The organism is Synechococcus sp. CBW1004 (genome assembly GCF_015840715.1).
In the GTDB taxonomy this organism is placed as follows: Bacteria; Cyanobacteriota; Cyanobacteriia; order PCC-6307; family Cyanobiaceae; genus Cyanobium.
Genome location: NZ_CP060397.1, coordinates 756,330 through 770,869, shown reverse-complemented (window position 1 = coordinate 770,869; position 14,540 = coordinate 756,330). Strand labels below are relative to the sequence as shown.

2 protein-coding genes are annotated in these 14,540 nt (G+C 63.7%); both read left to right on the top strand.

Going from position 1 to position 14,540, the window contains the following annotated elements; all coding sequences use genetic code 11:
* Positions 1-240 precede the first annotated feature (240 nt).
* Positions 241-13,242: a YDG domain-containing protein gene (locus H8F25_RS03660; RefSeq protein ID WP_197212061.1), complete on the top strand. Its 13,002-nt coding sequence runs from the start codon at positions 241-243 to the stop codon at positions 13,240-13,242.
* Positions 13,239-14,519, top strand: coding sequence for a CHAT domain-containing protein (locus H8F25_RS03655; protein WP_231597048.1), 1,281 nt, complete (start codon positions 13,239-13,241; stop codon positions 14,517-14,519). The genes H8F25_RS03660 and H8F25_RS03655 overlap by 4 nt, the downstream gene beginning before the upstream one ends.
* Positions 14,520-14,540 lie beyond the last annotated feature (21 nt).

The following is a 14,540-nucleotide window of genomic DNA, read 5'->3' as shown; positions in this document are numbered from 1 at the left end:
CGTAGAACCAATCCCCCTGCTGACACAGAGGATGAAACAATCCGCCCCGCACTCGACCGCCGACAAGGGAGCTTTCGGTAGCAGATAATACATTCAGACGTTGTCAGGGACGGTGGTCTGAATTAGTTTCTTAAGCTGATAGCCAGGCAAGGAGCAGGAGTGCAGACAACCGGTCCTGAGAACACAGACTACCGGGGCCAACCGCGTCCGCTGCTTCGACGGTCCATTCCCACAGCTCTCGTGGCGGCGCTGCTGCTGGCGGCCGGCGCCAGCGCACGAGCCGATGTCACTCCCGCCGGCGGCGAGAAATCCCTCGGGACGGTGGTCAATCAGAACTGCGGTGAGGGTCTCTGTGGCCTTTCCATCACTGGTGGACGCAGTGCGGGAAACAATCTCTTTCACCGATTCCAGAACTTCGACACGCGCTCAAACGGCAGGCTGGGAACGATTAATAGCGTCATCTTTAGCAACAGCCAGCCAGCCAGTGGTGTCGGGAATCTGATCGTTGGGGTTCTCTCACCCACGTACATTGGCGTTCCGATCAGCCTGCAGAACGCCGCCAATCTCTTCTGGCTCTCTCCTGCCGGCCTCACCATCGGCAGTGGCGGTGGGTTCAGCAATGTGCTCAATCTCACCCTCAGCACGGCCACCGGCCTGAAGCTTGGCACCAACGGTGATCAGCTGTTCGACGCCGTTCAGACCAGCGCCGAGGAGGCGGACCTGCTGAACGGCACTCCCCAACTCGGCCCGCAGGGGCTGGTCACCAACGCCGATTCTCTCAATCAGCTGGAGCCCCTGGGGCTCATGAGCAACGGCAATCTGGTCCTTGACGGTGGTCTTCTGACCGTGGATCAGAGCCTGCTGATGGATGCGCAGGCGGGGGATGTGCAACTGAGCGGCAGCGTGATCACCGGTGGCGGCCCAGTGGAATCGGGCACGACTCCCAACGGTGATGTGGAACTGAGCGGCGCCGGCATCCGGCTCGAACCCAACGAAGGTTCCAGCGCCATCAATCTCGAGAACCGGACGGGCTCGATCACACTCACTGGCAACACAAGAGGAGTGCTGATCGACAACGGATCCCTCACGACCTCAGAGGGAGCGATCACGATCAACGGCACCTCCGTCAGCAGCAACGGCCTGCAGATCATCGACTCCAGCATCAGCAGCACCAGCGGCGACATTTCGCTCAGTGGCGAAGGCGGCACCGCCGATGGCGGCTCAGCCAGCGGCCTCGTGTTGACGAGCAGCGAACTCTTCAGCGAATCCGGCAGCATCAGCCTCAGCGGCTTCGGCGGCAGCGGAGGGTTCGGAGCGATCGGCATCGAAATCACCGACAGCAGCGTGATCACACAGACCGGAGCCATCACGGCGTTCGGCAGCGGCGGTGCCAGCAGCGTTGTATCCACCGGCCTGCGGATCAGCAGCACCAACGAATCAGTCAGCCTGCTGTCCAGCGAATCCGGCGCCATCAGCCTCAGCGGCTACGGCGGCACGGTCGCTTCACCGGACAGCGTCGCCCTGTCGACCGGTCTCCAGCTGTTCGATGCCACCATCAACAACAGCAGCGGCAACATCGATCTGATCGGCGAAGGCGGATCAGCCAACGGCCGCAGCGCATTCGCCACAGGCATCGACGTACAAACAGCCAGGATTTCCAACCAATCCGGCAACATTTCCCTCACGGGAACGGGCAGCGAAGCCACCAGCAGCGCAGACGGTGCCAGCGCGAACGCGTTTGGCATCGAGATCTCCAACACCATCATGGAGAATGCCTCCGGCTCCATCGCCCTGGTTGGCACAGGGGGCGTCACCAATGGCAGCTTCGCCGACAGCACGGGAATCGAAATCTTCAGTGTTGCTGATATCTTGAATGCTGTTGATTTCTCGACATCAGCAGGCGGATCCATTTCCCTCCAGGGCACAGGCGGCACCGCGACAGCCACCACCGGAGCCGATGCCAATGGCATCGACCTGGACGCCACCACCCTCAGGATCGGAGGCACTTCTCCTGGTGGCGAGGCGAATGGCATCACCATTGATGGCATTGGCGGGACAGCAACGGCAACCGGCTTGGATTCGAGTGCCGATGCCTTCGGCATCGAAATCTCCAACAGCCTCTTCGAGAACACCAGCGGCTCCATCGAGCTGATCGGCGAGGGCGGAACAGCGGACGGCAGCTTCGCTTTTGCCAACGGCATCGACATCTTTGACCCAACGGACATCGCGACCCAATCAGGTCCGATCTCCATGGTCGGCACCGGCGGCACGGCCACGGGCAGCAGCACGGCCGACGCCAAGGGCATCGACCTCGACGACAACACCATCGGCGTCAATGCCGGCAGTGAATCTGCAACCGGATCGCTTGTGCTCCAAGGCTTCGGCGGGCAGGCGACGGCCACAGCCATCGACGGATCTGCAGATGCCGGCGGCATGGAGGTCTCCGACAGTTTCCTCGAGAACACCAGCGGCTCAATCGAGCTGATCGGCGAAGGCGGAACCGCTGACGCCAGCTTCGCTGATGCCACCGGAATCGACATCTTCGACCCAACTGACATCTCCACCCAATCGGGCCCCATCTCTCTGCTCGGTATTGGCGGCACGGCCACGGGAAGCAGCACGGCCGGAGCCACTGGCATTGACCTCGACGACAACACCATCAGCGTCAATGCCGACAGCGGAAATGCAATCGGCTCGATCACACTCCAAGGCTTCGGCGGTCAAGCCACGGCCACAGATATCGGGGGGGAAGCCCCTGCCTATGGCATTGAGATCTCCAACAGCATCCTTGCAAATACCTCAGGGTCCATCGAGCTGGCTGGCGAAGGGGGTATCACCAGTGGCAGCATTGCCGATAGCACGGGGATCGAGATCTTTAACACCGTTGATCTCTCCACCTCAGCAGGCGGATCCATTTCCTTGCTGGGCACAGGCGGCACCGCCGCAGCCACCACCAGAGCTAATGCCAATGGCATTGACTTGGACGCCACCACCATCAGGATCGGAGTCACCTCTCCTGGTGGCGAAGCGAATGGCATCACCATTGAAGGCATTGGCGGGACAGCAACGGCAACCGGCTTGGATTCGAGTGCCGTTGCCTGCGCCATCGACGTCTCCAACAGTCTCTTCGAGAACACCACCGGCTCAATCCAGCTGATCGGCAAGGGCGGAATAGCGGACGGCAGCTTCGCTTTTGCCATCGGCATCGACATCTTTGACCCAACGGACATCGCGACCCAATCAGGTCTGATCTCCATGGTCGGCAACGGCGGCACCGCCACAGCCACCACCAGGGCCAGGGCCAAGGGCATCGACCTCGACGACAACACCATCGGCATCAATGCCGGCAGTGAAACTCCAACCGGATCGATTGTGCTCCAGGGCTTCGGCGGTCAGGCGACGGCCACAGCTATCGACGGATCTGCAGATGCAGACGGCATCGAGGTCTCTGACACGTTCTTCGAGAACACCACCGGTTCGATCGAACTGATCGGCGAAGGCGGAACCGCTATCGCCAGCTTCGCTGATGCCACAGGCATCGACATCTTCGACCCAACGGACATCGCGACCCAATCAGGTCCGATCTCCATGGTCGGCAACGGCGGCACCGCCACTGCCACCACCGAAGCCGACGCCAAGGGCATCGACCTCGACGAGAACACCATCGGCGTCAATGCCGGCAGTGGATCTGCAACCGGATCGATGGTGCTCCAAGGCTTCGGTGGGCAGGCGACGGCCACAGACATCGACGGATCTGCAGATGCCGGCGGCATGGAGGTCTCCGACAGTGTCCTTGAGAACACCAGCGGCTCCATCGAGCTGATCGGCGAGGGCGGAACTGCGGACGGCAGCTTCGCTGACGCCACCGGCATCGACATCTTTGACCCAACGGACATCGCGACCCAATCAGGTCCGATCTCCATGGTCGGCACCGGCGGCACCGCCACAGCCACCACCGAAGCCGACGCCAAGGGCATCGACCTCGACGAGAACACCATCGGCGTCAATGCCGGCAGTGAAACTCAAAACGGATCGATGGTGCTCCAAGGCTTCGGTGGGCAGGCGACGGCCACAGACATCGACGGATCTGCAGATGCCGGCGGCATGGAGGTCTCCGACACTTTCCTCGGGAACACCAGCGGCTCCATCGAGCTGATCGGCGAGGGCGGAACTGCGGACGCCAGCTTCGCTGACGCCATCGGCATCGACATCTTTTTCTCAACGGACATCGCGACCCAATCAGGTCCCATCTCCATGGTCGGCACCGGCGGCACGGCCACGGGCAGCAGCACGGCCGACGCCAAGGGCATCGACCTCGACGAGAACACCATCGGCGTCAATGCCGGCAGTGAAACTCAAAACGGATCGATTGTGCTCCAAGGCTTCGGCGGTCAAGCCACGGCCACAGATATCGGGGGGGAAGCCCCTGCCTATGGCATTGAGATCTCCAACAGCATCCTTGCAAATACCTCAGGGTCCATCGAGCTGGCTGGCGAAGGGGGTATCACCAGTGGCAGCATTGCCGATAGCACGGGGATCGAGATCTTTAACACCGTTGATCTCTCCACTTCAGCAGGCGGATCCATTTCCTTACTGGGCACCGGCGGGAGTGCCGTTGCCACCGCCGAAGCCTATGCCAATGGTCTCAACCTGTTTGACATCTTTATTGCTGTAGATATCTTACGTGGTGCCGGCGAGCTCAGCGGCGGCATCACCATCGAAGGTCTAGGAGGCACCGCCGATACGGCTGGTTCCAGCGGTTCCGCTGAAAGCGGAGCCATCAGCATCAGCCAATCCACTCTGATCACCGGTGGATCCAGCAACATCAGCCTCGATGGCACCGGTGGATCTGGAGCCGCCCTAGCGCTTGGATCCACAGGCAGCTTTGGCGTGGAGATCCGCAGCGGCTCCACCCTCACCAGCAGCGGAGGCGCCATCAGCATCACCGGCAACGGCGGCACGGCCGGCGGCGTGGCGGTGCGCAGCCAAGGCGGGACCCTGATCCAGAGCGCCTCCGTCGGCCCGGAAGAGAGCGATGGCGGGACCCTGATCCAGAGCGCCTCCGTCGGCCCGGAAGAGAGCGATGGCGTGACCCCCCTGGCCAGCCCCAGCGAAAGCGAATCCACCTTCGCGATCACGATCGGCAGCAGCGGCGGCCCCTTGGTGCTGGCCGGAGAGGTGTTCTCCGATGGCCCTGTCAGCTTCCCCTCCGTCAGCCAGCTGGATCTGGAGGGCACCCTGTTCAGCGGCAGCGGCCTGGTCACCCTGCCCACCGGCGGCACCACCACGGTGACCGGTGAGGTGAGCGCCCAGGCTCTGGCGATCGCCGGTGGCACCCTCGAAATTCAGGACGGCACGCTCAACGTTCTCGCTGGCTTCACCAACAGCGAAAACGGACTGATCAGCGGCCAGGGGACCATCGCAACGCCAACGCTCACCAACGACGGCACGATCAGCCCAGGAGGTGATGGCAGCGCCGGCATCCTCACCATCCAGGGCAATCTCGCCCTCACCGGCAACAGCACACTGGCTGTCGATCTGTTGGTCGGCGGCGGCGGCAACGACTCGTTCGGGGGCGGCCTGCAATCCGATCAACTGGTGGTCACCGGCAACGCACTGCTGGACGGCAACCTGATCGTCACCCTCGGCAGCACGCCAGCAGAGGGCCAGAGCTTCGACATCATCAGCGCCGCCTCGATGACCGGTGGCTTCAATCCGATCACCCCCGCCGATCTAAACGGCAGCATCGTCGCTGAGGGTACCCTGTATCGCCTCACCCAGTCGGGTTCAGGCGGCGGTTGCGGCAGGGGTTTCGTCTGCTGGAATGGCGGCGCCGGCGAAGACAACAGCTGGTCCAACCCCCTGAACTGGAACACCAATCAGCTGCCCACGTTCGAAAGCGATGTGCGGATTGATCTGGTCGCCGGAACCGAGGTCTTCCTGCTCGACGAGCAGACCATCGCCACGCTCTACTCCGGAAGCAACAACAACCTCACCATCTTCGAGGGCGGTTCCCTCACCCTCGCCTCCACCACCACACCATCCCAGCTCAACGGGGATCTGTTCCTCAACGGCGGCAGCCTCAGCAGCAACTCCGACCTCACCATCACCGGCGCCTACACCCAGGTCGGCGGCTCCCTCAGCAGCGCTGGCGACATCACGATCGCGCCGATCTCGTCCGGGATTCTGATTCAGGGCGGCACGATCAATGCAAGATCACTGGACGCCATCGTCCAGGCCCCGGGCAGCTCTCTCACGATCGAACGAAACGGCGCTGGGATCGGAACTTCAATCACCGTCGATCAGGGCCTTCTTCTGGAAGCGCAGCAGGGAACGCTGGCTCTGGTCGGCACACAGATCAGCCTCCCAGGCAATCCAGCCGAAGGACTGGTCAGTGTGAGCGGCGAACGCGTCGCCATGGAGGACGCTCGGATCCTCACATCCGGCAGTGACATCCAGATCAGTGCGACCAGCCGTGGGGCTGCTCTGTCCGGCTCCACCATGGAAACCCAGACGGGTGCGATCACGGTGAATGGCTTGGTCGACGGTTCGGTGACAGCCAATGCTGTCGGACTCGAAGCCCTCGGAAGTCGCTTCAAGAGCGAGAGCGGCGCCATCACCCTCGTCGGCGAAGGGGGAGGCCCCGGCGGCGGTGACGCCAGCGGCATCCGGTTGCTACAAGGCACATCGGTTGCAAGCCAGACCGGTTCGCTCCAACTCGATGGAATCGGAGGATTCGATGATGATGCGAACAATGGTGGCGACGCTATCGCCAGTGCCGATGGCCTGGTCATCGGGGGCAACTCCTCTGTGTCCTCCCAGGCCTCCATCACTCTCTCGGGAACTGCAGGCACTGCCCTGGCCAGTGTACAGAGTCTCCAGAGGGGAATTGCCATCGAGAATGGATCCCAGGTCCTGAGCATAGATGGGGCCATCAACCTCAACAGCAGCGATGCTGTTGAGCTCGGTGGCTCCATCTCGGCAGGGACCGATGTTCTGCTGCAGTCCTCCCAGGGTGTGCGACTGACCAGTGGAGCCCAGATCGCAGCCAATGGCAGCGGCGATGCCCTGGTCGTGGTTTCCGGCGGGCCATTCATCAACGAGGCGGGCAGCACCGTGTTCAGCGTCGGCACGGAAGGCCGCTGGCTTGTCTACTCGAACAGTCCGCTTGAGGATTCCCTTGGAGGCTTGCCCATTGCCTTCAAGCAGTACAACAATATCTTCAACGATGGAGGCGAGATTCTCGGCAGCGGCAATGGCGTGCTTTATGCCGTCGCCCCCAGCATCAGCGCCGAGCTGGTCAACGTCAGCAAGGTGTATGACGGCACCGCCACTGCTTTGCTGACGGCCCTCAATTTCTCGGTGAGCGGCGCCATCGATGGCGATGTCATCCTGCTGAACGCTGCGGCCGCCGACTACACCGGGCCCGGAACCAGCACAGTCACCAATCCCGGCCCGGAAGATGCAGGAACAGGCAAGCCAGTGACTGCCAACGGTCTGAGTATTGCCTCGGCCACCTCCGGCGCCGGGCAAGGCAGCGTGCCGGTGTTCGGCTACAGCCTGACCACATCCACCCTGAGCAGCGAATCCGGGGAAATCACCCCGCGACCGCTCAGCGTCAATGGCATCGCCGATGTCTCCACCCCGTACGGCATTCTGGCACCCGCTGGCGAAGTCTTCCTGTCCGGCCTGATCAGTGGAGATCAGATCTCTGCCAGCGCCCTCATCGACGATCCCTCCTTCAGCAGCAGTGGTCGGCTGGCCGCTGGCTCCTACACGCAGACCGTACCTTTCATCGGGGGCGACGATGCCGCTAACTATTCCTTAACGCCCTTCACCACTGCCACCGCCAACTACACCGTCACGCCGCTGGCACTCACAGGTGCCGCCATTTCTCCTGGAAGCTCGATCTACGGCTCCGATCTCTCTCCCGGTTCCGTCAGCTTCACCAACATCCTCGGCTCTGATGCGGTGGGCTCAACCGCGTCGGTCAACATCTCGACCCTCACCCTCAGCAGCAGCGGTAAGCCAGTCGTTGGCAGCTACACCCAGAGCGCATCGGGGCTGACAGGCACTGATGCCGCCAACTACTCCTTCGACGGCTTCACAACAGCATCTCCCAACTACTCCATCACGCCGCTGGCGCTTTCGGTCAGTGCCATCGCTCCGGTCTCCACCGTCTACGGCACCCCCGCTCCAGCCGGTGCCGTGTCCTTCTCCGGCCTTCTGGCCGGTGATGTCGTCTCCGCCAGCGCTGCCATTGCCAACCCACTGCTGAGCGGCAGCGGCAATCTCCGCGCAGGCTCCTATCAGCAGAGCGTCAGTGCTCTCGACGGAGCCGACGCCGCCAACTATTCCTTCTCTCCCTTCTCCACTCCGACGGCCAACTACACCGTCGACCGTCTGGCACTCACAGGTACCGCCATTGCTCCCGGCAGCTCGATCTACGGCTCCGATCTCTCTCCCGGTTCCGTCAGCTTCAACAACATCCTCGGCTCTGATGCGGTGGGCTCAACCGCGTCGGTCAACATCTCGACCCTCACCCTCAGCAGCAGCGGTAAGCCGGTCGTTGGCAGCTACACCCAGAGCGCATCGGGGCTGACAGGCACTGATGCCGCCAACTACTCCTTCGACGGATTCACAACAGCAACTGATAATTATACCATCACCACCCTCGCTCTCACTGGTGCCACCATTTCTCCTGGAAGCTCGATCTACGGCTCCGATCTCTCTCCCGGTTCCGTCAGCTTCACCAACATCCTCGGCTCTGATGTGGTGGGCTCGAGCGCGTCGGTCAACATCTCGGCCCTCAGCAGCAGCGGTAAGCCGGTCGTTGGAAGCTACACCCAGAGCGCATCGGGGCTGACGGGCACTGATGCCGCCAACTACTCCTTCGACGACTTCACAACAGCATCTCCCAACTACACCGTCACGCCGCTGGCGCTTTCGGTCAGTGCCATTGCTCCGGTCAACACCGTCTACGGCACCGCCGCACCCACCGGCGCCGTTTCCTTCTCCGGGCTCCTGGCCGGTGATGTCGTCTCCGCCAGCGCTGCCATTGCCAAACCACTGCTGAGCGGCAGCGGCAGTCTCCGCGCTGGTTCCTATCAGCAGAGCGTCAGTGCTCTCGACGGAGCCGACGCCGCCAACTATTCCTTCTCTCCCTTCTCCACTCCGACGGCCAACTACACCGTCGACCGTCTGGCACTCACAGGTACCGCCATTGCTCCCGGCAGCTCGATCTACGGCTCCGATCTCTCTCCCGGTTCCGTCAGCTTCACCAACATCCTCGGCTCTGATGTGGTGGGCTCGAGCGCGTCGGTCAACATCTCGGCCCTCAGCAGCAGCGGTAAGCCGGTCGTTGGCAGCTACACCCAGAGCGCATCGGGGCTGACAGGCACTGATGCCGCCAACTACTCCTTCGACGGCTTCACAACAGCAACTGATAATTATACCATCACCACCCTCGCTCTCACTGGTGCCACCATTTCTCCTGGAAGCTCGATCTACGGCTCCGATCTCTCTCCCGGTTCCGTCAGCTTCACCAACATCCTCGGCTCTGATGTGGTGGGCTCGAGCGCGTCGGTCAACATCTCCGCCCTCAGCAGCAGCGGTAAGCCGGTCGTTGGAAGCTACACCCAGAGCGCATCGGGGCTGACGGGCACTGATGCCGCCAACTACTCCTTCGACGACTTCACAACAGCATCTCCCAACTACACCGTCACGCCGCTGGCGCTTTCGGTCAGTGCCATCGCTCCGGTCAACACCGTCTACGGCACCGCCGCACCCACCGGCGCCGTTTCCTTCTCCGGGCTCCTGGCCGGTGATGTCGTCTCCGCCAGCGCTGCCATTGCCAACCCACTGCTGAGCGGCAGCGGCAGTCTCCGCGCTGGTTCCTATCAGCAGAGCGTCAGTGCTCTCGACGGAGCCGACGCCGCCAACTATTCCTTCTCTCCCTTCTCCACTCCGACGGCCAACTACACCGTCGACCGTCTGGCACTCACAGGTACCGCCATTGCTCCCGGCAGCTCGATCTACGGCTCCGATCTCTCTCCCGGTTCCGTCAGCTTCACCAACATCCTCGGCTCTGATGTGGTGGGCTCAACCGCGTCGGTCAACATCTCGACCCTCACTCTCAGCAGCAGCGGTAAGCCAGTCGTTGGCAGCTACACCCAGAGCGCATCGGGGCTGACAGGCACTGATGCCGCCAACTACTCCTTCGACGGCTTCACAACAGCAACTGATAATTATACCATCACCACCCTCGCTCTCACTGGTGCCGCCATTTCTCCTGGAAGCTCGATCTACGGCTCCGATCTCTCTCCCGGTTCCGTCAGCTTCAACAACATCCTCGGCTCTGATGCGGTGGGCTCAACCGCGTCGGTCAACATCTCCGCCCTCAGCAGCAGCGGTAAGCCAGTCGTTGGCAGCTACACCCAGAGCGCATCGGGGCTGACAGGCACTGATGCCGCCAACTACTCCTTTGACGGCTTCACAACAGCATCTCCCAACTACTCCATCACGCCGCTGGCGCTTTCGGTCAGTGCCATCGCTCCGGTCAACACCGTCTACGGCACCCCCGCTCCAGCCGGTGCCGTGTCCTTCTCCGGCCTTCTGGCCGGTGATGTCGTCTCCGCCAGCGCTGCCATTGCCAACCCACTGCTGAGCGGCAGCGGCAATCTCCGCGCAGGCTCCTATCAGCAGAGCGTCAGTGCTCTCGACGGAGCCGACGCCGCCAACTATTCCTTCTCTCCCTTCTCCACTCCGACGGCCAACTACGCGGTCACGCCACTTCCTCTCAACGTCAGCGCGATTTCCGCCAGCGACAAGATCTACGACGGCACAACAACCGCCAGCCTCACCGTTCCCGCTTCTCTGCCAGGCGTGCTGAACGGTGACCAGGTGAGTCTCAACGCCACAGGCAGCTTCGCGGACCGCAATGTCGGCACAGGCAAGCTGGTGAGTATCAGCATCAACCCGAGCGGCACCGACGCCGCAAACTACAGCGTCGCCACCGCCGCTGACACCACTGCCTCGATCACAACCCGTGCGCTCGCCACCTGGCTCTCCAGTGGCGGCGGCGCCTGGAGCGATCCCAGCAACTGGGACTACCTCCCCGACGGACAGAACGTGGCGGCAGTTCTTATCCCCTCCTCCACCGGTCCAGTCACCTTCGACGCGGCCGTGGGCGCGACCAGCCTACAGGCCATCACCAACCAGGGCAGCCTCCTGATCCAGGCACCAGGACTGAGCGTGGGCCAGCTGAGCAACAGCGGCAACCTCAATCTCGGCCGCGACCTGGCCCTCACCGGAGGAAGCGGCCAGCCCACCTACAGCCAGACCGGCGGCAGCCTGGGCGGGGGAGGCACGCTCACGCTTATGAACGGCTCCGGCACCTGGAGCGATGGTGTCTGGAGCGGCGGCGGTCAGGTGGTGCTCAACCCCGGAACAGCGTTCACCATCAGCGGCGACACGACCCGGTGGGATGGCCGCACTCTGGTGGTTCAGGGAGGGTCCGGGGAGGCTCCGGCTGCTGCCCTGACCATCAGCGGTAGCACCACGGCCATCGGTGGCAGCAACAGAATCCTCAATGGCGGACGCACCAGCTTCGACGGTGCCACGCTCGCCCTGAATGGTGGAGGCCTGACCTTCCAGAACAGCGGCAGCCTGGTCTCCGATGGCACCAGCTCTGTGCCGGGGAGCTTCAACAGCAGCGGCGGCAACACCACCGTGGCGTCCGGTTCCCTCAGCCTGAGCGGCGGCGGCAGCGACAGTGATGGCAGTTACCGGGTGAACGACGGGGCACTGCTGGTCTGGAGCGGCGGCAGCCACACCCTGCTTGGCGGCACGAGCTTCGACAGCAGCGGTACCGGGCGCTATCTGCTGAACGGTGCCAACCTCACCGCCATCGCCGGCACGTCCGTGGTGTTCAACGGTGCGTTGCTGGTGCAGAGCGGCAGCCTCCAGGGCAGTGGCAGCCTCGTCATCACGGGCGGCTACGACCAGACCGGCGGCCAGCTCAACGGCTTCACCGACGTGGCGATCTCCCAGCTCAGTGGTCCGTTGCGGATCAGCGGCACCTCCATCGATCAAAGCAGCATCGTCACCGCACCGGGCGGCTCGATCACCCTCACGGCCAATGCCGGTGCCATCGAGATCGACGACACCGGTCTCGACGCCCGCGGCACCGGCAGCGGCGGCACCATCGCCCTGCGGGGAAGCAGCACCGCCACCTCCGACACGGCCGTGCGGCTCCGCAATGCCAGCCTTCGCACCTCCGCCACCGGGGATGCCAGTGGCACCACCGGCGGTGTGATCACGATCAACGGGCTTTCGGGTGCTGACGCTGCCGCCGGAACGGTGGCCGGCATCACGATCAGCGGCAGCCTGATCGAGGCTGATCCCCCAGCCGAAGGTGGTTCGGTCACCATCGAAGCCGGACGGATCGGCGTGCAGGAATCCACCCTCAACGTCGTTGGCGGCACTGGTGGAGACCTGCAGGTCGGCTCGCTCTCCACCCGCGAACTGACCCTTGATAGCGCCACCACGATCCTGCTTGGTCCCGGCGGACGGCAGACCTTCACCGTGGGCCCCGGCGGCACGCTGATCAACAACGCACAGACCCGCTTCCCACTTGGTCCACCGACACCGCCAACTCCTCCAATTCCAACGCCTCCGACACCGCCGAATCCGAACAACGGTGGCTCCCAGCAGCCACCAACGAACGACGACATCCCCACGACCGCGGAACAACGATTTGCAGCGGCCGTTCTGGCTGGCGAGACCCTCTCGCAACCACCGATTGCCGCCAACACCCCCGCGACGACTCCCAGCGGCTCCCCAGCGCTGACGGGAACAGTGATCGGTCCGATCGAATCCTCGCCGCTCGACAACTTGGCCCGGGTCGATCTTGAGACGTCCCTGGGCTTTGCGAACCTGAGCCCCAGTGAGACCACCTCAGCGGCGACCGGCAGCACCGGACCCGGCCCCGGCCTCTCCTTCACCGCCGTCACCAGTACACCGGTGCCGGGCGTTCAGGCTCGCGAGACCTTCCTCAACTCCGAAGCCACAGCCCAGCGCAACACCGCCGAGAAGCTGGGGCTTGCTGATGCAGGGCCCGTGGAAACCCCGACTCCCGAGCGGCTGCAGAGCCTCATGCAGAGCGTGCAGGCCTGGCTGCGGGAGAGGGAACGGCAACGCCGCTGCCGCCTCGATCCGAACGCTTCGTCCTGCCGCCGATGATCGGACGCCTCCAGACTGCCCATCAGAGCTATCCCGCGGCGGGGATGTCCCTGCTGCTGTCCCTGCTGTGCTGCTGCAGCCCAGGCCATGCGGCCGATTCCCCTCCAGCTGTGGCAGCGGTCCCCACCGCAGCGGCGACCATCTCGGCGACTGGCTTTGACCCGGAGCGCTACGAACCTGCGGTGCTGCGCCTGACCGTGACCCAGGATCCTCAGGGGCGCGACAGCATCCTCGACCTCACCCTGATTCCCAGCCGCAGTGAGCTCATCGGGAAGCGGGTGACGGTTCCCACCCAGGAACTGGGCGACCTGTTGCGGGATCTCTATGGCCGCCTCGCGAGACAGCAGGCCATGGACGTTGCCAACCCGTCCTCACCCTCGCGGCGCCTCCATCAGCTGTTGCTGGAACCGCTGAGCGCGGACATGCAGCAGCTGGCGATCACCACCCTGCTGATCTCGGCCGATCCCGGCCTGCAGGCTGTGCCCTTCGCGGCCCTCCATGACGGCACGACCTACGCCGGTGAGCGCTTCGCGATGGCGATCACCCCCTCACTCGGCTTGATGCCGCTTGATGTGCCGGACAGCAATGCCGACAGCCGCCGCAAGCTGGCGGTGGGCGCCTCCGAGTTCGATGGGCTGGCCCCCCTTCCCCTGGTGCCCCAGGAGCTCGAGCGCGTGACACCGGACAGCGGGGATGAGCGCTACGTCAACCGATCCTTCACCCCTGATGTACTCGTGCAGAAAGCCGGCGAGGAGAGCTTCGACCGGGTGCACGTGGCCACCCATGCCGAGTTCCTGCCGGGTGGGCCTGGCCAGGCGCGTCTCTACACAGGCACGGGCCCGATGAGCCTCCGGGACTTTGCCAATCTGCGCCAGCGGCGCGCCGGCAGTGCACCGCTGGAGCTGCTGGCCCTCAGTGCCTGCCGCACCGCGCTCGGCGACAAGGACAGTGAACTCGGATTTGCCGGGCTGGCGCTGCAGGCCGGAGCCCGCAGCGCCATCGGAACCCTCTGGTACGTCGACGATGTCGCCACCTCGGCCTTCTTCGTGCAGTTTTACCGCTATCTGGAGGAGGGCCTGCCAAAGGCTGAAGCCCTTCAGGCCACCCGCAGGGCGATGGCCTCCGGTCTGATCCGGCTGAAGGACAACCAGATGCTGGGCGTGGGCGACAGACCCCTGCTCAGCGGGCTGACGGCCAATCAGCAGCGTCGCATCGCCAGCGGCCTGGAGCATCCCTTCTACTGGGCCGGCATCACCCTGATGGGTACCCCCTGGTAACCGCACCCCCCCACCCACACA